Source organism: Campylobacter sp. RM12642 (genome assembly GCF_020137635.1).
In the GTDB taxonomy this organism is placed as follows: Bacteria; Campylobacterota; Campylobacteria; order Campylobacterales; family Campylobacteraceae; genus Campylobacter_E.
Genome location: NZ_JACGAT010000018.1, coordinates 16,686 through 33,977, shown reverse-complemented (window position 1 = coordinate 33,977; position 17,292 = coordinate 16,686). Strand labels below are relative to the sequence as shown.

The window sequence follows — 17,292 nt, the reverse complement described above, 5'->3', positions numbered from 1 at the left end:
AAGTTAATGTTTGAAATTTTAAAAGGAATTAGCAATGTATGATAGAAGAAAAGATAATAAATGGATATTACAAAAAAATATCAATGATAAAAAGCTCATTTTGTCAATGGTTGGCTTGTTAACCTCTAATCCTTGTGCTACAGCAGATGATATTTTACAAAAATCAAAAGCTAGTGGGGTTTATAAGGGTAGAAGTGTAAAAGGTTCACCAAGTACATTTGGTGTAAGAATGTCTCAAGTGTGTTTTTATATGTTTGGATATAAAAAGGATAAGGAATTTATACCATCAGTATCCACCCAGTTTTTGTCAATGGGAACAAAAGAGTCAATTGTTGCTTTTATTAATTTATTTAGCATGCAGTACCCACACCCCAATAGTACTATTTCTAGCAATTTTCAAATTTACGTAGGAAGGCTTATAGTAAAGCTTTTGTTAGATGAAAGATTGGATGGTAAGATTTATTATGATGAGTTTGTATGGTTTTTGGTATTTTTAGAAACAATTGATGAAGTTAAATACAAGCAACTTATAAAAGATATTAAAAAGTATAGGGCTTTAACGTTTGATGAGAAATTAAAGTTGTTTCAAAGTGTATATGATTACCATAATGTGTTTTCTAATGCAACCCATGAGGTTCGTAATTATTTTTCTAAAATTTTTACGAGTTTTGGAGTGTTTAAAACATATATTGATAAAAAAAGTTTGAGTTTTGATTTTATACAAGGCAAAGACACTGTTAGAAAATTATTCTACAATTCCTATATTGTATTAAATTCTGATTTGATTGATTATGCAAAGTGTTTAATATCTATACATTCACCTTTTTTAAAACCAAAATTAGAATCAGACTGTATGAATAGAGATGATTGGGTCAGAGAATTATACGAGTTTGATATGTTAGAGTATTTTTATGATATTAAAATTCATAGAAATAGAGTTGAAAAGATAAGAAATATAATAGAATCAATGCCAAAAGAGGCAAAATATGGCAGTAATGATGGAAAAAGCTTTGAGAATATTCTGGGCAATTGCTTTGAGTTATTTAGAGAGGTTCAAAATGTAAGTAAAATAAGTGGTGCTGGCAATACGGATATTTTGTGTAATATTAGTATTAAATTAGATAATTTTAAAGTAAATGTTGATGCAAAAAAACGTAAAGCTGTTTTGGAGGGAATAAACCCAGCAAGAATTGATAAGCACATCAAAAAACATGGCTCTAGATATGCCATCATCGTGGCTTCTAAATTTGCTCGTGGGGTTGCTGATGATATAAATAACTATGCAATTACTCTTGTTGAGGCTGAAACTTTGGCAAATTATTTATTGAAAGAATGTTTATCATCAGAAGATGGACAAGCTGATTTTTGTAAAATTAATGAAATTATCAATAAATCTTATGGAAAAGACATAACAAGAGAAATAAACTCTTTGATTGTAGAAAAATATTCTGTAAAATTATAAATTATTTTTTAGTTTATAATTACTTAAGTGTTTACATCACATTGTAAGCACTTTTTGTTTAAATTATTTTATATTGACATTAACTATGGTAGGGTTATTATAGGATAAATTGATTTTTTCATATTTATGGTTCAAATTTTGAAGAATTAAGCATTCTAGTTCTTGTTCTAGATTTTTACTTAATACGTATTCATAATCCTTGCTAAAAGGTATCATAAATATGTATGAAAAATAATATAACCCAAATGTACAAAATGCAAAAGGTAAGCCATTATCATCATCCTTCCTTATAAAAATTTGTATATCTAAAAAGTCATTTTTTTTACCATGGTTTAATATGAAAATATTTGGAAGGTTTATTTTTTCACAATTATCTTGGTTTATCCATTTAATTGTTTCTTCAAAAAAGTTTAGATATTTTTTATCTGTGATACTTAAAGCAAATTTACATAATGCTTTATATATATTTTGAGGTGTTATTTTAACGGAATCAATAAGTTGTGTTTGTTCGCTATTCAAGTCTTTCGTGGTAGATTGCATGTTAAAGTCTTTGGAATAAAAACTTAAATTTGTAAGTTTTGGCAATTTTCCATTTTTATTTTTTACATTACATAGAAATCTATCTATATTATGGAAAATAGCAAATTCATTTTCTATTTTTGAAAATTTAGTATTGCATATATCGCATTCCTCGTTGAGTATTATTTTTTTATTGCCGAGTGATTCTGATATAGCATGAGCTTTGTTGTTAAAAGTAACTTCTGGTGTTTGTTTTCCACAAAATCTACATATTCTATTACCTTTAAATGATTCCCCTATTTTACAAGATTGTTCTGTTGTTATGGAAACTATATCATATTTGGTTAATATTTCTTGAATTGCTTTTATATTATTATTAAACAATGTGTTATCAATTTCGTTTCTTCTTATTAATTCTAATTCCACTTGATATTCATCACATATATCTTGAATTTCTTTTTCACATACATAAAACCATTCATTTTCTTTTAGATTTTTAAAAAATGATTTTATTTGATTTATTTTCTTGTTCTTTTTTTCATATTTATCAACCAGTGCTTCAATTTTTTTTGCCATATCATTATTGTACTGTTGATATTTGTTAGCTAATTTAAATGGTTTAGAAGCTGGAATTAAAGCACTTTGAAAACATGATAAAAAATCATAGTGAAAAGAAACATCTTCAGTTGTAAAACATATGCTAGGATAGTTCATAGTTTTTATATACATAAAATATCCTTTAAGTTAAAATTACATTGTATTGTATCGTATTTTTGCTAAATAAATACAAGAAATATAAGTATTAATATGCTTTTTACTCAGCACTTGCTTGTAATGATGAGTATGAAAAAATCTTAGGAAATGAAAAGCTTTTAGCTCTTGTTAGCGAGATACTACAAATCATCAAAAACAATGCAAGTATAGACTGGATGATAAAAGAAAATGTAAGAGCAAGGCTAAGAGTAGCTGTAAAAAGAGTGCTCAATAAATACGGCTATCCACCTGATATGCAACAGCTAGCGATTGATGGGGTTTTAGCTCAAGCTGAGATTTTGGCTATTGAATTAGCTAACGAGTAGAGTTTAATATTTTTTGTGTAGGATTATCGTTTTTATAATATGCTATTAATTTATATTTATAATATTTTTAACTATATAATATTATATTTAAGGAGAATAGATGAGTAATAAAACTAGCAATAAAGGTGATATTATTAGCGGAATATTAGGAATTGGAATTTTTGTTGGTGGTGGTGCTTTAGGGCATAGTTATTTTTTCTCTAGTGAAGATATAGCTAAGCTTGAAAGACATATTAGCAATTTACAATATGAAAATAGAATTTTAAGTAAGCGATATTCAATAGAAAAGGAATATTATTTAATTAATAGTTGTGTGGATAAAAAAACTAGAACTAGCTATTTGTATAAAAAAGAACAACTTGAAAAAGAATGTTTTCAGTCTTTAAAAAACATTGAAAATGATATAAAAGAAAATAATTTAACCACAGAATATACAAAACGGTATTTTTAATCTTTATAAAAAAAATTATAAATATCTTCTCCTAAAATTTCTTTTCTATATGAATGCTTATCATATTTTGAAGATAAGTATTCATACCATTGTTTTAATTCTTCTAGCGTTTTATCACTTGTTTGTTTATTATTATTTAATGTTTCGCTTAAAGTTTTTCTAAATCTATTTTTAAATTTAGAAACTTCTTTTTCATTATTGTGTGTATCTGCGTATATGCAATCTGATATTTCACTTGCTATGTCTTCTTGTTTTTTTCCACTAGTTTTAATTAATTCTTTTATTTGATAAGCATAGTTTTTTGCTATTTTTTTATTTTTATTCATTTTTTCTCTTAATTCACAGGTATTCACAAGTCATTATTATATCATTTTGTAAGTTTTGCAAAACTAAAATAATTTTTAAGGAGAACGCGATGAGTAAAAACGCGATGGATAAAGAAGCAGCAGCAAGAATTCAATCAAGCGAAGCTAAGAGAAATGGTGGTATTGTAAGCAAAGATAGTTTTGCAGCAAGAGCTCAAAGAGCAGCTAATAAAAATAGCAATAAAAAAGGAGAATAAAATGGCAATGTCTCAAGAAGAATTAGATTTATGGTCAGATATTAATAATCCAAATAACGATGCTTGTATGGATGATTGGGCTGATGCACATAATCCAAATAATGAAGATTATTTAGGTGATGATTAATATATTTAGCTAGCCTATAGGCTAGCTTTGTAATAATTGAATATAATTAGATTGTTATTTTCAAATTCTAGTTATTTTTTGTAGTGCTTTCTTCTTTTTTATTCTCTTTAGATTTTTCTAAATCTTGTTCATTTTGTTCTTTGCTTTCGTTGTTTGTTTTATTGCTACCATTTTCTGTATTAGTAACATTTTGCTTTTTACCATCTCTTATTATATGAATGTCTTTTTTGATAAATTCAACTCTTATGCTTTTTTCACAATCTTTTTCTAATGTTTTACCTATCTCTATATTTTCACTACATAATTCCACATAGGCAATATCTCCTAAAGTTGATAATACTTTCACATCTTTTAGCTCGATATGTTCGCCTTTATAGTGATAATTTTTTGTATATTTTTCTTTTTTATCTTCTATATCTATAATATCCTTTATAAAGCTATTTTTATCAACAATTATTGTAGCGTTGTATTCTCCCATTCCTGACATTCTTGTAGTGTTATAATCTGTGGCTAAAAATACACAAAAAATAATAATGATGCTTATAAATCTAAACTGATTATATTTTTTAGTTTTATTCAATAAAATAAAGTAAGACGATATAATGATAAAAATAAAATATACAAAGCAAATAAATTTAAAAAAATTAAAATCTTTTATTGAGAATAATAAAACTAATGAGGAAAAAATATAGAGATATGCAATCGCAAATATAAATACTATCAAGTCAAGAACCGTGAATTTAGGGCTAAATTTTTTTGTTATGATTGCTAATTCAATAGGAATGTATAATAAAAACATATATAATATAACATATATTATGTTTGAAAAGCCAAATGTTATAAATTGTTCAAATGTTAAATCTACTTGGTAGTGTAAATCTAATACATAAAATTTACCATAGTTTAATGTTGAGCCAGCAACTAGCAAAAATAATAAAATTTGCCCTAAAGCAAGAGATATTTGTCCGTATTGTTTAATATTGTTATATATTCGTCTTTTTGTTATCTTGTTAGTTTGAAAAAAATCGTCATTATTTTGTTCTTTTATTATATGCGTTGCAAGTTTTTCTTGTATCCATTTGCAGATTTTTTTCAAAAATAGAAAAATACTTTTAAATATTTCTATAGTTTTGTTTTTGTATTTTTTTATATTCATTTTCAACCTTTAAATATTTTTTTATATTGTAGCAGATTAATATATTGTGAATTTTATTTGGTTATTGTTTGTGAAGTAAATGCAATAATACTTTTTACAAAAAAGTAAGAAAATGTATTTTGTAATTTTAGAATCGTTAGTCAAAATTCAAATTCTATATAAATTTGTAGTTTTATATTTTGATAATTTTTATAAATTCTTTTGCCATCTTTTTAATTTAAAAATTAATAGTAAGAATTGATGAGGTTTTGAAGTTTAAAAGAATTTGTATAAAAGATTGGCTAAAAACATAAAAAAGCTTTTAATGGTGATTTAGTGTAATTTAGGAAAAGTATCTTAGAATTTGATTTAAATTCGTTAAAAAACACAAATTGTAGTTAAAAAATAATCGTAAGTGCAGTCAATAAAATAAGGCTATTTGATAATTATTATAAAAAATTTTTCTAATAAATTTAGCTAGATTTTTATAACAATGAAATGATTAAAACCTTTAATAATAAAAGATAAATATTCAATAGCTACAACACAACATAGATTTATTAATGCTTACTTATTAATTATGTTCTAAAAATGAAAATATATTTGTGGGCTAGTAGTAAGAAGTTATTTTTTTAATAATTGTTTTAGTAAAAAATCTGTATTAAAATACTTGTATGGATACCATTTATCAATACTATAAAATATAAAATTTGGCTTTAAAAGCCAAATTTTAGTTTTGATTTTTGCTGTGGTAATAATATAAATATATTAATCCAATAGGAGCAATAACAATAGACAATATCCAACACAAAAGCATTATCCAAATTTTAATAAACCAATATATTAAAAATAATTTGCCTTGAAAGAAAAATACATTATTTCCCATAATAAAATTCACAATACTTTCATAAACAAACCTTGAATATGGATAAAGTAAAGCATTAATAATACCAACAAAAATAGGAGCAACTATATTACCGCTTGAGTTAGCTACTAACATAAAAATAAAACAGATATTACAATGCCAAAAATAAATACCTAAAATAATAACTAGGATTAAGCTCTGCAAATGTTTTATTAAAACAATCTTTTATAATTTCTTATCTTAATAATGGATTATTGCTTTTTGTTTTAGCTTTTAATTTTTTAATTACTATGCCTTTTTTGTTGATACAAAAAACATTAGAATCATTTATATTTGGGCTAAAAGAACTAATCTTAACGAAATCATAATGCCACATTTCGCATTCATTAGAAGAACTAATTCTGCTAGGTGCTCCGAATTTCTCTTCCAAATCACTTTTGCTAGATTTGTTAATCACAATGCTATCAAGCTCATCTTGGGTAATCTTAGTGCCTTCAGTATAGGTTGTGAAATTATCAATAGCAGCACAAGAGCTAAAAGCTAATGCAACTAATGAAAACAAAAATAATTTTTTCATTTTTTCTCCTTAAATAAATTTAAAAGCAAATTTATCATAAATAAATTAATTTATCCTATAGGATATAGATTTTAAATTTTTATATCGTTTAAATTATTAGATTTTACCTATAGGATAATGTATGAAAAACACTGAAGAAATAGAAGAATTTTATAAATTAGTATCAAGTAATGTTAAAAAATTTAGAACCGAAAAAAACATAAGCCAACTAGATTTAGCCCTAAGTATAGGCATAAAATCAATTGCCTTTTATTCAAATTGTGAAAACAACAAAAACGGCAAACATTTTAACCTAGAGCATATTTATAATATTAGCAAGGTTTTAGGCGTTGATATTTGCGAGTTGTTAATGGGGGGGGGTATACAAAATGAATTGCATAAAAGAAGCTTTGATTAATGTAGCTAATTTTAATTTAAGAGCTACTATGAGTAGGTGTTCGTATGCCTTTATGATTTTTGTTTTTCCGATTTTAGCATTTGGCTTGTTTTATTGTTTGATAGAGTTTTCAAGATTTGTGCGTTTAGTTTTAGCTAATAATGTAGATTTTACTTTTATTAAAAATGATTTTATGAGTTATTCTCAAATTGTTTTTCAGGGTTTATATGCTAATTTTTATCTTGCTATTGATTTTATACTAATTCTTAGCACTTTACAAAGGCTTAATTCAATCACAAAAAATAAAATAATCAAAACTATCATTGTAATAATAGCGTTTTATCTTATTGATTATTATTTAGTATGCTTTCATTGGCTTAGGGTTTATTTAGAAGATAATTTTATGCTTTCAATTAATTATAAAGCCATTGGTTTTATTATTTTTTTCATACTTGCACTGATTTTATCAATGATAAAAGAAAGGCATTTTAATGAGATTACTCCAAAACGCTCTTTAGCTTATTTTTTAACTTTAGATTTTAGCTCAATTGCTAGTAAGACTAATTTGATAATACCTTTTAGTTTTTATCTTGGTATTACTATTGTTTTAACTATTTTTATCGTTGGAATAGTGTTTATAATGGCATTAACTGAACTTAGCATAATAATAATGCCTATTATTTATATTGATATATTTTATTTATTAAATCACTATAAATCAAACATTAGAGCAATTACAAAAATAATCACTCTAATATCTTTTATAGCTTTTTATATTCAAATTATTTGCTTTGATAGAAGCGGTATTTTTTATGAATATATGAATAGATTATTTTTACTTTCATTTATTTTAGTCTATATTCTAGCAATGCGAAAAATCAAGAATTTGAAATAGGAATTTCAAATTCTTATAATTCTACGCCGATGGCTTGATTAATTGAGTTTAAGCCATCGTTTTCTATTAATTTTGTAAGCTCATCATTTATATTTCTAGCAATTCTAGGTCCAACGAAAATCATAGATGAAAGCACTTGAACTAAACTAGCACCCCATTTTATACGCTCATAAGCTTGAGCTGCGTCAAATATCCCGCCACTACTAATAATTATGCCTTTTTTATGCACGCTTGGTGCGATTGCTTTTAGCATATTTAAAGACTTTTCGGCTAATACTTTACCACTTAAGCCGCCAACCTTGGTTAAATCAGGCTTTTTGCTAAGCGAATAATCTTGCGTAGTATTGCTTAAAATCACTCCGCAAGCATTAGCATTTAAAGCTGTTAGACTTAATTCAGTAGCCAAGCCAAAGTCCATATCAGGAGCAAATTTTATAAATTTTGGCACATCATTAATAGCATTTAGTCTAGTAAAAATTTCTTCAATAAATTTAGCATTTTGTAAATCTCTTAGATTTGGAGTATTAGGCGAACTTATATTAATTACAAAAGCGTCTGCATAAGGCTTTAGCTCACGAACTAAAATCTCATAATCATTTATCGCTTCTTCATTAGGTGTAACTTTATTTTTACCTATATTTATAAAAATCGGAGGTAGTTTTGAGAAATTCTCACGCATTAAATTTGCTTTTGCAACTTCTACGCCATCATTATTAAACCCCATTGCATTGCGAATGCTAAGCTCATCTACTAATCTTTCAATTCTTGGGCGAGGATTACCTGGCTGAGCCTTAGGAGTGATTGCTCCGACTTCAATGAAACCAAAGCCAAGATTTGCTAAAGGAGCTACCACTTCAGCATTTTTATCAAATCCTGCTGCAAGTCCAATAGGATTAGAAAATTTCATATTGATTAATTCATTTTCTAAATTCTTATAAGTTTTTTTATAATCAACTACTTTTAAAAATCTTTGAGTTTTAAGAGCTTTGATTACTAAATGGTGCATATCTTCAGGGTCAAACTTAAATATAACTTTTTTTGCTAATTCATACATTTACTTACCTTTATAATGTTTTTGAAAAGGTCTTTTCACCTTTATTTTTCATATAAGCATCAAATCCCATACAAATATTACGGATTAATAATGTGCCTGTTTCATTTACTTTTATTTCATCATCACTAATTTGTAAAAATTCAGCATAAGTTTTTAAATACTCTTTTGCATCGTTAAAATAATCCCAAAATACTATTTTAAATTCTTTTTCAATTTCTTTAATATTAAGACTAAAATTAGCCATTAAGCTCATTATTACAGCTTTTCTAATTAAATCATCATTATTAAGTTTAATTCCCCTATGAAATGGTAATTTGCCATTATCAATAGCTGCTTCATAAAGGTTTAAATCTTTATAATTTTGTGCGTAATAATTAAGTCCTTCTCCAATACTAGTAAGCCCAACGCCAACTAAAATAGCCCCACCTTTTGTAGTATATCCTTGAAAATTCCTATGAAGTGTGCCATTTTCTAAAGCCTTAAATAATTCATCATTTGGTTTAGCAAAATGATCCATTCCTATCATTTTATAGCCATTTTCGCCTAAAAATTTCGCAGTATGTTTTAGAATTTCTAACTTAGTTTTAGCTTCAGGAATAGTGCTTTCATCAAATTTTCTCATATTCTTTTTAATCCAAGGCACATGAGCGTAATTAAATACAGCAAGTCTATCAGGATTTATTTTTAAAATTGTCTCAAGCGTTTTGCTAAATGAATTTAAATCCTGATAAGGAAGTCCGTAAATTAAATCAGTATTTATGCTTTTTACCCCATTTGCTCTTGCTAGTTTTACTGCATTTTCTGTAATTTCGTAAGGTTGAATTCTATGAATTTCTTTTTGCACTTTAGGGTCAAAATCTTGCACTCCAAAGCTAATTCTATTTATGCCGTATTTTGCAAATACGCTCATTTGTTCAACATTTAAAAATCTAGGGTCAATCTCACAAGAAAGCTCACTATCAGGTAAAAACTCAAATATTTCATTAATTTTTTTAAGCAAGATTTCAAGTTGAGCTGCACTAAAAAATGTAGGCGTTCCACCGCCAAAGTGCATTTGAATAGCTTTTTTTGTCTTAAGATGAGTTTTTAAAATATCAAGCTCTCTTAAAATATAATCTAAATACCTTTCTTTTTTATCTTCATTAGCTGTATAAATTACATTACAGCCACAAAAATAACAAGCCGAACGACAAAACGGCAAGTGAAAATAAAGCGATAAAGGCTTATTCTCGTTACTTTCTAAATCTTTTATAAAATCATCATATTTATAATCTTCACCAAACTCAATAGCTGTTGGATATGAAGTATATCTTGGGCCACTTGTTTGATATTTTGCTAATACACTAAAATCCATTTTTATCCCCTTAACATTTCGGCTAATTCTTTAGCGTGATAAGTGATTATTAGTTTTGCACCCGCTCTTTTAAAACTAATCATAGTTTCCATTAAGATTTTTGGATAATCTACAAGCCCAGCTATTCCAGCGTTTTTAAGCATTGAATACTCCCCGCTTACATTATAAACACATAGTGGAAGTAGTGAGTTTTGGCTAATTTCTTTAACTACATCTAAATATGCTAAAGCAGGTTTTACCATCAATATATCAGCACCTTGTTTTTCATCTTCTAAGCTTTCATTTAAAGCTTCTTTTCCGTTTGCATAATCCATTTGATAAGCTTTTCTATCGCCTTTTTTAGGAGCTGAATTAGCCACATCACGGAAAGGTCCATAGTATGCACTTGCGAATTTGGTTGAATAAGCCATAATAGGTAAAGTATCAAAGCCATTTTCATCTAAAGCAGTTCTTAAAGTTTTTATTATTCCGTCCATCATTCCGCTAGGTGCAATCATATCAACTCCAGCTCTAGCCATTACTAAAGCTTGTTTGCTAGAATTTAAAAGCGTAATTTCATTATTTAAATATCCATCTTCATCTAATACCCCGCAATGTCCGTGGTCTGTATATTCACAAAAGCACAAATCTGCAATTAAATATAAGCTATCGCCAAAACGCTCTTTAATAGCTCTAATAGCACGAGCTATAAGCCCATTATCACTCATTGCATCACTTCCGCAACTATCTTTTGCACTTTCATCTAATACGCCAAATAATAAAATACTCTTAATTCCAAGCTTTAAACATTCATTGCATTCTGCTAGTAATTCATCAAATCCTAATTGATAAACTCCTGGCATTGATTTAATCTCAATTTTTGCACTTTTTTTATCTACTACAAATAAAGGGTAAATCAAATCGTTTAAGCTAAGTTGGTTTTCCTTTACTAAATCCCTAATTATAGGGCTTTTTCTAAGTCGTCTAAATTTACGCACACTAAACTCCTTTTTTTGTATAATTAAGGCTAATTAAATCAAAAAAGAGTTAAACAATGTTAGTTGAAATTTCAAAACAAGCAAATTTACCTACAAGATTTGGAAATTTTATTATCCAATCTTTTAAAGAAAACGAAAAAGAGCATTTAGTGATTATGAAAGGCGAAATTAGTGATGAGATTAATGTTCGCATACATTCTGAATGCCTTACAGGTGATGCTTTAGGTTCGCTTAAATGCGATTGTAGAGACCAATTAAAAGCATCTTTAAGATATATTGAAGCAAATGGCGGAATGGTTATTTATCTTCGTCAAGAAGGTCGTGGAATAGGTCTATTTAATAAAGTAAATGCTTATAATTTACAAGATAATGGATTTGATACACTTGAAGCGAATTTAAAACTAGGCTTTAAAGATGACGAAAGAGATTATAAAATAGTTGATTTTATACTTGAATATTACAAAATTAAAAGCGTAAGATTGCTTACAAATAATCCTTTAAAATTAAAAGCTATTAGTAAAGATGTAAAACGCATACCATTAATAATGCAAAGCAATGAATACAATAAACAATATCTAAAAGTTAAATCTTGCAAAATGGGGCATATGCTAAATGAATAATGAATTTTTAGCTTTTATAAATTCATATGAAGATGAATTAAAAAAATACAATAAAGTTCATAATATTACAAGATTAAAAGATATAAAAGCAGCAGCACTTGATAGTATTGAAATACTTAATTTCGTAGAATTTAAATCAGGAATTAATATAGCAGATATTGGCTCAGGTGCTGGTTTTCCTGCTATATTTTTAGCTTTTTTAAAAAGAGATTGTAATTTTTATTTGTATGAGCCAAGTTATAAAAAATCAGCATTTTTATCGCTAATTAAAGCTAAGTTTAATTTAGATAATGTGTTTATTAAACCTATAAAAGTTGAATGTGAAAAAGACTTAAAATGCGATTTGATAACTTCAAGAGCTTTTGCAAAAACAGAACTAATTGTTACTTTATGTAATGATATAACCAATGATAATACGAAATTTATTTTATACAAAGGCTCATTCGTAAAAGATGAGCTAGATTGCTTAAATGAATATAAATTACACGAGAGAAATAATAGAATTTTTTTAGAATTTTATAAAAAAGATTTCAAAATTATTACAAATTAAGCTTAGTTTATTTTTTTTAAGATTATAATTAGCAGATTATTTTAATTTCTATTTAAGGAGCAGTTATGGCAAATCCATCGCAAAATCTTGGCTATGATTATACCGTAGCTAAGTGGTTTATGTTCGCATGTATTTTGTTTGGCATAATCGGTATGGGAATTGGAACTTTAATCGCGTTTCAATTAGCATTTCCTGAGCTAAATAATATTGCAGGTGAATATTCTACATTTGGCCGCCTAAGACCACTTCATACAAACGGAGTTGTTTATGGCTTTATGCTTTCAGGTATTTGGGCTACTTGGTATTATGTAGGTCAAAGAGTTTTAAAAGTTTCATTAAGAGAATCAAAATTCTTAATGTTCATAGGTAAAGCTCATTTTATAATCTTTATGATTACTATATTATTAGCTGTTGTAAGTCTTTTTGCTGGTGTTACAACTTCAAAAGAATACGCAGAACTTGAATGGCCTTTTGATATAGCAGTTGTTGTTATTTGGGTTTTATGGGGTATGGGAATTTTTGGACTTATTGGAATTCGCCGTGAAAAAAGTCTTTATATTTCTATTTGGTATTACATTGCGACATTTTTAGGTGTAGCAATGCTTTATTTATTTAATAATATGGAAGTTCCTACAAAATTAGTTACAGGAATGGGTTCTTGGCTTCATTCAGTATCTATGTATGCAGGAAGTAATGATGCTTTAATTCAATGGTGGTGGGGACATAATGCGGTTGCTTTTGTTTTCACGGTTGCAATTATTGCTGAAATATATTATTTCTTACCAAAAGAAAGTGGTCAGCCAGTATTTTCTTATAAATTATCACTATTTTCATTCTGGTCTTTAATGTTTATATATTTATGGGCAGGCGGACACCATTTGATTTATTCAACCGTTCCTGATTGGATGCAAACAATGGGTTCAATTTTCTCTGTTGTATTAATATTACCAAGTTGGGGTAGTGCAATCAATATCTTACTTACAATGAAAGGTGAATGGCACCAAGTAAAAGAAAGCCCATTAATTAAGTTTATGATTTTTGCTTCAACATTTTATATGTTCAGCACACTTGAGGGTTCAATTCAATCAGTTAAATCAATCAATGCTCTAGCACACTTTACAGATTGGATTCCAGGACACGTGCATGATGGAACACTTGGTTGGGTAGGATTTATGACTATGGCTGCAATTTATCATATGACTCCAAGGGTATTTAAAAAAGAGATTTATAGTAAAAAAATTATGGAATACCAATTTACTATCCAAACTTTAGGAATTGTATTATTCTTTAGCTCAATGTGGATTGCTGGAATTACTCAAGGTATGATGTGGAGAGCTTATGATGATTATGGAACTCTAACTTATTCATTTATTGATACTGTTATAGCACTACATCCTTATTTTATAATAAGAGCTATTGGTGGTTTATTATATTTAATAGGATTTTTTATGTTTGCTTATAATATTTATAAGTCAGTTACTTCAAGCAGAAGCGTTGAAGTTGAACCAAAATCAGCAAGTCCAATGCAAGCGTAAGGAGGTAAAAAATGTTTAGTTGGTTAGAAAAAAATCCTTTCTTTTTTGCGGTATTTGTATTTGTTGTTATTGCTTATGCTGGTGTTGTAGAAATTCTACCTGCATTTAGTCCTAACGCTAGACCAATTGAGAGTAAAAAGCCTTATACAGCTTTAGAACTTGCAGGTCGTCATGTTTATATTAAAGAGAGTTGTAATGCTTGCCATTCGCAATTAATTCGTCCATTTAAAGCAGAAACAGATAGATATGGTGCTTATTCAAAAGCAGGTGAATATGCTTATGATAGACCATTTTTATGGGGTTCAAAAAGAACAGGTCCTGATTTAATGAGAGTTGGTAATTATAGAACTACTGATTGGCACGAAAATCATATGAAAAAACCTGTTTCTGTAGTGCCTAGTTCAATTATGCCTGAATATCCACATTTATTTAAAAAGAATTCAGATTTAGATACAGCTTATGCTGAAGCTTTAACTGTTAAAAAAGTTTTCAATGTTCCTTATGATGAAGAAGGTTATCCAAAATTAGGAACTTACGAAGACGCTCGTAAAATGATGGTAGAACAAGCTACACCTATTGTTGATGCAATGAGCGATGAAGAAGTAAAACAAGCGTTTGAACCTTGCCGTGCAAATGCACTTGATAGTAAATGCGAAATTAAAGAAATAGTTGCATTGATTGCGTATTTAAATAGCTTAAAGTAAGGAAGAATTATGAGTTTGGTTGAACTTGTGCAATATCAAGGACATGCTTATTTTTTCCTTGTGGCGTTTTTGACCTTTGTGCTTTATGCTTATATTATTCATTTATATAAAGCACAAAGAGAAGGTAAAAAAGATTATGAAAAATATGCAAATCTTGCATTAGATGATGATATTAATTCATCTTTATTAGAAAATAGGAGAAAGTGATGAAATGGTTAAATCTTTCTGATAATGTAAATTTACTTTCTATAATTGGTGCAGTTGTTATTGTTGCTACCGTGTTGATAGTAAGTTTAAATGTATTTAAACAGATGAGAATTAAAAGAAAAGATGCTGAAACAAGCGAGCACGAATGGGATGGAATAAGTGAATATAAAAACCCATTACCAGTAGGTTGGGCTGTTATGTTTATCGTTTTAATAGTGTTTGCTTTATGGTATTTTTTAATAGGTTTTCCACTAAACAAATATTCATCAATAGGTGAATATAATGAAGAAGTAGCAAGTCATAATGCAAAATATAAAGAAAAATATGTAGCATTTGATGATGAATCTAAATTAAATATGGGTAGAAATGTATTTTTATTACATTGTGCTCCTTGTCATGGTGCTGAAGCAACTGGAATTAATGGTAAGGCTCAAGACTTAACTAAATGGAGTAGCGTTGCTGGAGTTTTAGATATTTTAGAAAACGGCTCAACAGGTTTAGGATACGGAGAAATGCCAGCTGGTTTAGTTGAAGGAGATGACGCAAAAGCAGTTGCAACTTATGTAGCAAATGGAATGCAAGGTGAAGTTGGTAAAGATGTATTTGAAACAACTTGTGCAGCTTGTCACGGAGAAAATGGAGAAGGCACTGAAGGTGTAGCACCTGCATTAAATATCTATACTAAACCTGATTTTATTAAAATGGTTTTAGCTAGCGGTAAGATAGCAAGTGCTGATGCAAGCGTAAAAGTAATAGGAGCAATGCCAAGCTTTAAATCAATGCTAAGCGATGAGCAAGTAGATGCAGTTGCTCGTTATGTAAGCACATTATCAAAGGAGTAAAAAATGGATAATCATAATAGAAATGTGTTTGGATTACACGGAATTACAGGTATGTTAATAGCTACCGTTTTATTATTATCAATCCTAGTTGGGCTTACTATTTGGGGAATAAATGTTCAACAAAAAGAAATCAGAAATCCTTATAAACTAGAAAAAATTGAAGATGCTAAAATGCACGAAAATAGAAGTTTAGAAGATTTTAGAAAGGACGCAAAATGAGCAAGTTATTAGAAACAATTATAGTTTTAGGAATGGTTGTGTTAGCAATAGTTACAGCTTGGTCAGTTTTAACTCCTAATCATTTAGGTATAGGATGAAAAAGCTAATAATTATAATGCTTTTAGCTCTTGTGAATTTATTTTCACAAGAGCCTTTAAGTAATGAAGTATTAAGTGAAATAAATATTTTAAGTAATGATTTAGAGCAAAAAACAGGTATTAAAACAAGTGTTTTAATATCAAATGAAATTCCTTTTAAAGATTTAAAACAAAGTATTAAAACTGATAAAAATTATGCAATTATAGTAATTAGTCTTAAAGATAAAAAGTTAGATGTTATAAGTGATTTAGGATTAGATTTTAGAAGTGTTACCGAGTATTATTATTTAAAATATGGATTTTTCCCAAAACAAGGTGCAATATTGCCAATACTTACTCAACCTAAAGGAAAAGATTTAGTAAATGCAGCAATTTTAAATGGGTTTGCTGAATTGTGTGATGTAATTGCAAGTAGTAAAGGTGTAGAACTTGAGTATTCTTACGGGGATTTAAATGATAATATTATAAATACAATTAGAACTATTTTTTATATTTTTACTATTGTTTTTATAGTAGTTTTAATTAGAAGAAAGGTAAAGAAAAAATGATAAAAGAAGGAAGACATTGGCCTTATTTGATTGTTGGTTCAATTATTTTTATGATGATTGCTTGTATTTACACCGTTTATTTATCTTTTGATTATCCAGTAGATGAAGATGAAAGTTATTTTTTAAAATACCAAGATGTTGAGAATAATTACGCAAAAATCAAAGAAAACGAAAAATTATTTTTAGATAATTTTGCTTTTAGGGTTTTAGGCGATAAAACAAGATTAGATGTTACTAAACGCCCAGCGGTATTTGTAGATAATGAAGTGATATTACAAGTTAAAGAAAAGTCTAATTTAAAAGCAAGCAATATAAGCGTAAAGGCAAAATTAACAAGACCACACACAAAATATGAAGATAAAGAAATCATAGTAAATTATGATGATAATTTAAAAGAATTTAAAGCTGATTTAGGAGATATTTCTAATGGACGCTGGACTTTATTGATTGATTTTAAAATCAACGAACTTTCAAAATTTTATAAACTTGAACTTTGCAAAAATCAATGTAAAAAAGCTTAATATTAAAGCTTTTTT

The 17,292-nt window shown here is 27.7% G+C and carries 22 protein-coding genes and 1 pseudogene; 16 read left to right on the top strand and 7 right to left on the bottom strand.

What is annotated here, in order from left to right:
• The first annotated feature begins 34 nt into the window (after positions 1–34).
• The gene (locus tag AVBRAN12642_RS07045; RefSeq protein WP_336607534.1) at positions 35–1,462 is read left to right on the top strand and encodes a hypothetical protein; all 1,428 of its coding nucleotides are present in this window, start codon (positions 35–37) and stop codon (positions 1,460–1,462) included.
• Positions 1,463–1,525: 63 nt separating this feature from the next.
• Here AVBRAN12642_RS07045 and AVBRAN12642_RS07040 read toward each other — a convergent pair whose 3' ends face one another.
• The gene (locus AVBRAN12642_RS07040) at positions 1,526–2,710 is read right to left on the bottom strand and encodes an HNH endonuclease (protein ID WP_336607535.1); all 1,185 of its coding nucleotides are present in this window, start codon (positions 2,708–2,710) and stop codon (positions 1,526–1,528) included.
• A 77-nt stretch (positions 2,711–2,787) separates the two neighbouring features.
• On the opposite strand from AVBRAN12642_RS07040, the pseudogene AVBRAN12642_RS07035 reads away from it, so the two are divergent.
• Positions 2,788–3,060, top strand: a pseudogene (locus AVBRAN12642_RS07035) (type I restriction enzyme endonuclease domain-containing protein); the annotation flags it as partial.
• Between the two features lie 100 nt (positions 3,061–3,160).
• The gene (locus AVBRAN12642_RS07030; protein ID WP_336607536.1) at positions 3,161–3,511 is read left to right on the top strand and encodes a hypothetical protein; all 351 of its coding nucleotides are present in this window, start codon (positions 3,161–3,163) and stop codon (positions 3,509–3,511) included.
• Here AVBRAN12642_RS07030 and AVBRAN12642_RS07025 read toward each other — a convergent pair.
• Positions 3,508–3,837 carry a hypothetical protein gene (locus AVBRAN12642_RS07025; RefSeq protein WP_336607537.1) on the bottom strand — a complete coding sequence of 110 codons (330 nt, stop codon included), beginning with the start codon at positions 3,835–3,837 and terminating at the stop codon, positions 3,508–3,510. The genes AVBRAN12642_RS07030 and AVBRAN12642_RS07025 overlap by 4 nt on opposite strands.
• A gap of 89 nt (positions 3,838–3,926) precedes the next feature.
• On the opposite strand from AVBRAN12642_RS07025, the gene AVBRAN12642_RS07020 reads away from it, so the two are divergent.
• The gene (locus AVBRAN12642_RS07020) at positions 3,927–4,073 is read left to right on the top strand and encodes a hypothetical protein (RefSeq protein WP_267523356.1); all 147 of its coding nucleotides are present in this window, start codon (positions 3,927–3,929) and stop codon (positions 4,071–4,073) included.
• Position 4,074: 1 nt separating this feature from the next.
• Positions 4,075–4,200, top strand: coding sequence for a hypothetical protein (locus AVBRAN12642_RS07015; protein WP_275591988.1), 126 nt, complete (start codon positions 4,075–4,077; stop codon positions 4,198–4,200).
• A 67-nt stretch (positions 4,201–4,267) separates the two neighbouring features.
• On the opposite strand, the gene AVBRAN12642_RS07010 is transcribed toward AVBRAN12642_RS07015, so the two are convergent.
• Positions 4,268–5,356, bottom strand: a complete 1,089-nt coding sequence (locus AVBRAN12642_RS07010; protein WP_336607538.1) for a hypothetical protein — start codon at positions 5,354–5,356, stop codon at positions 4,268–4,270.
• 1,079 nt (positions 5,357–6,435) lie between these two features.
• Positions 6,436–6,777, bottom strand: a complete 342-nt coding sequence (locus AVBRAN12642_RS07005; protein ID WP_239803294.1) for a hypothetical protein — start codon at positions 6,775–6,777, stop codon at positions 6,436–6,438.
• Between the two features lie 121 nt (positions 6,778–6,898).
• On the opposite strand from AVBRAN12642_RS07005, the gene AVBRAN12642_RS07000 reads away from it, so the two are divergent.
• Positions 6,899–7,174 carry a helix-turn-helix domain-containing protein gene (locus tag AVBRAN12642_RS07000; protein ID WP_214117650.1) on the top strand — a complete coding sequence of 92 codons (276 nt, stop codon included), beginning with the start codon at positions 6,899–6,901 and terminating at the stop codon, positions 7,172–7,174.
• Complete coding sequence (locus tag AVBRAN12642_RS06995; RefSeq protein ID WP_336607541.1) at positions 7,146–8,048, top strand: hypothetical protein; 903 nt, start codon at positions 7,146–7,148, stop codon at positions 8,046–8,048. The genes AVBRAN12642_RS07000 and AVBRAN12642_RS06995 overlap by 29 nt, the downstream gene beginning before the upstream one ends.
• Before the next feature lie 13 nt (positions 8,049–8,061).
• Here the strand turns inward: AVBRAN12642_RS06995 and AVBRAN12642_RS06990 are convergent, their stop codons facing one another.
• The 3 genes from AVBRAN12642_RS06990 to hemB are packed head-to-tail and all read right to left on the bottom strand — an operon-like array spanning position 8,062 to position 11,433.
• Entirely contained in the window at positions 8,062–9,102 is a 1,041-nt protein-coding gene (locus AVBRAN12642_RS06990; protein WP_336607542.1) for a quinone-dependent dihydroorotate dehydrogenase, read from the bottom strand.
• A 10-nt stretch (positions 9,103–9,112) separates the two neighbouring features.
• Positions 9,113–10,456, bottom strand: coding sequence for an oxygen-independent coproporphyrinogen III oxidase (hemN, locus tag AVBRAN12642_RS06985; protein ID WP_214120077.1), 1,344 nt, complete (start codon positions 10,454–10,456; stop codon positions 9,113–9,115).
• 2 nt (positions 10,457–10,458) lie between these two features.
• Positions 10,459–11,433: a porphobilinogen synthase gene (hemB, locus tag AVBRAN12642_RS06980; RefSeq protein WP_214120078.1), complete on the bottom strand. Its 975-nt coding sequence runs from the start codon at positions 11,431–11,433 to the stop codon at positions 10,459–10,461.
• Positions 11,434–11,489: 56 nt separating this feature from the next.
• Here hemB and ribA point away from each other — a divergent pair, with 56 nt between their 5' ends.
• The 9 genes from ribA to AVBRAN12642_RS06930 all read left to right on the top strand — a co-directional run bounded on the left by ribA (position 11,490) and on the right by AVBRAN12642_RS06930 (position 17,277).
• Entirely contained in the window at positions 11,490–12,053 is a 564-nt protein-coding gene (gene ribA / locus AVBRAN12642_RS06975; protein WP_239803297.1) for a GTP cyclohydrolase II, read from the top strand.
• Positions 12,046–12,603, top strand: coding sequence for a 16S rRNA (guanine(527)-N(7))-methyltransferase RsmG (rsmG, locus tag AVBRAN12642_RS06970; protein ID WP_214117644.1), 558 nt, complete (start codon positions 12,046–12,048; stop codon positions 12,601–12,603). The genes ribA and rsmG overlap by 8 nt, the downstream gene beginning before the upstream one ends.
• A 65-nt stretch (positions 12,604–12,668) precedes the next feature.
• Positions 12,669–14,138, top strand: coding sequence for a cytochrome-c oxidase, cbb3-type subunit I (gene ccoN, locus AVBRAN12642_RS06965; protein ID WP_214150150.1), 1,470 nt, complete (start codon positions 12,669–12,671; stop codon positions 14,136–14,138).
• A gap of 11 nt (positions 14,139–14,149) precedes the next feature.
• Entirely contained in the window at positions 14,150–14,842 is a 693-nt protein-coding gene (gene ccoO / locus AVBRAN12642_RS06960) for a cytochrome-c oxidase, cbb3-type subunit II (protein ID WP_214117642.1), read from the top strand.
• A 9-nt stretch (positions 14,843–14,851) separates the two neighbouring features.
• Positions 14,852–15,049 carry a cytochrome c oxidase, cbb3-type, CcoQ subunit gene (locus tag AVBRAN12642_RS06955; protein ID WP_214117641.1) on the top strand — a complete coding sequence of 66 codons (198 nt, stop codon included), beginning with the start codon at positions 14,852–14,854 and terminating at the stop codon, positions 15,047–15,049.
• Entirely contained in the window at positions 15,049–15,891 is an 843-nt protein-coding gene (locus AVBRAN12642_RS06950; RefSeq protein ID WP_336607543.1) for a c-type cytochrome, read from the top strand. Before AVBRAN12642_RS06955 ends, AVBRAN12642_RS06950 begins: the two co-directional genes overlap by 1 nt.
• A gap of 3 nt (positions 15,892–15,894) precedes the next feature.
• Complete coding sequence (locus AVBRAN12642_RS06945) at positions 15,895–16,110, top strand: DUF4006 family protein (RefSeq protein ID WP_214117639.1); 216 nt, start codon at positions 15,895–15,897, stop codon at positions 16,108–16,110.
• 94 nt (positions 16,111–16,204) lie between these two features.
• A complete protein-coding gene (locus AVBRAN12642_RS06935) occupies positions 16,205–16,756 on the top strand; it encodes a hypothetical protein (protein WP_336607544.1) in 552 nt (183 codons plus the stop codon).
• Positions 16,753–17,277 (top strand): FixH family protein, encoded by a 525-nt coding sequence (locus AVBRAN12642_RS06930; RefSeq protein ID WP_214117637.1) that lies wholly within the window; start codon positions 16,753–16,755, stop codon positions 17,275–17,277. Before AVBRAN12642_RS06935 ends, AVBRAN12642_RS06930 begins: the two co-directional genes overlap by 4 nt.
• Positions 17,278–17,292 lie beyond the last annotated feature (15 nt).

Bases quoted from the DNA above. Each gene is read 5' to 3' on its own strand.
- AVBRAN12642_RS06955 (WP_214117641.1), top strand. From the start codon at position 14,852: ATGAGTTTGGTTGAACTTGTGCAATATCAAGGACATGCTTATTTTTTC.
- AVBRAN12642_RS06950 (WP_336607543.1), top strand. From the start codon at position 15,049: ATGAAATGGTTAAATCTTTCTGATAATGTAAATTTACTTTCTATAATT.
- AVBRAN12642_RS07010 (WP_336607538.1), bottom strand. From the start codon at position 5,356: ATGAATATAAAAAAATACAAAAACAAAACTATAGAAATATTTAAAAGT.
- AVBRAN12642_RS07030 (WP_336607536.1), top strand. From the start codon at position 3,161: ATGAGTAATAAAACTAGCAATAAAGGTGATATTATTAGCGGAATATTA.
- ribA (WP_239803297.1), top strand. From the start codon at position 11,490: ATGTTAGTTGAAATTTCAAAACAAGCAAATTTACCTACAAGATTTGGA.
- hemN (WP_214120077.1), bottom strand. From the start codon at position 10,456: ATGGATTTTAGTGTATTAGCAAAATATCAAACAAGTGGCCCAAGATAT.
- AVBRAN12642_RS07000 (WP_214117650.1), top strand. From the start codon at position 6,899: ATGAAAAACACTGAAGAAATAGAAGAATTTTATAAATTAGTATCAAGT.
- AVBRAN12642_RS06995 (WP_336607541.1), top strand. From the start codon at position 7,146: ATGAATTGCATAAAAGAAGCTTTGATTAATGTAGCTAATTTTAATTTA.
- AVBRAN12642_RS07020 (WP_267523356.1), top strand. From the start codon at position 3,927: ATGAGTAAAAACGCGATGGATAAAGAAGCAGCAGCAAGAATTCAATCA.
- AVBRAN12642_RS07040 (WP_336607535.1), bottom strand. From the start codon at position 2,710: ATGTATATAAAAACTATGAACTATCCTAGCATATGTTTTACAACTGAA.
- AVBRAN12642_RS06930 (WP_214117637.1), top strand. From the start codon at position 16,753: ATGATAAAAGAAGGAAGACATTGGCCTTATTTGATTGTTGGTTCAATT.
- AVBRAN12642_RS07025 (WP_336607537.1), bottom strand. From the start codon at position 3,837: ATGAATAAAAATAAAAAAATAGCAAAAAACTATGCTTATCAAATAAAA.
- ccoN (WP_214150150.1), top strand. From the start codon at position 12,669: ATGGCAAATCCATCGCAAAATCTTGGCTATGATTATACCGTAGCTAAG.
- rsmG (WP_214117644.1), top strand. From the start codon at position 12,046: ATGAATAATGAATTTTTAGCTTTTATAAATTCATATGAAGATGAATTA.
- AVBRAN12642_RS06945 (WP_214117639.1), top strand. From the start codon at position 15,895: ATGGATAATCATAATAGAAATGTGTTTGGATTACACGGAATTACAGGT.
- ccoO (WP_214117642.1), top strand. From the start codon at position 14,150: ATGTTTAGTTGGTTAGAAAAAAATCCTTTCTTTTTTGCGGTATTTGTA.
- AVBRAN12642_RS06935 (WP_336607544.1), top strand. From the start codon at position 16,205: ATGAAAAAGCTAATAATTATAATGCTTTTAGCTCTTGTGAATTTATTT.
- AVBRAN12642_RS06990 (WP_336607542.1), bottom strand. From the start codon at position 9,102: ATGTATGAATTAGCAAAAAAAGTTATATTTAAGTTTGACCCTGAAGAT.
- AVBRAN12642_RS07015 (WP_275591988.1), top strand. From the start codon at position 4,075: ATGGCAATGTCTCAAGAAGAATTAGATTTATGGTCAGATATTAATAAT.
- AVBRAN12642_RS07005 (WP_239803294.1), bottom strand. From the start codon at position 6,777: ATGAAAAAATTATTTTTGTTTTCATTAGTTGCATTAGCTTTTAGCTCT.
- AVBRAN12642_RS07045 (WP_336607534.1), top strand. From the start codon at position 35: ATGTATGATAGAAGAAAAGATAATAAATGGATATTACAAAAAAATATC.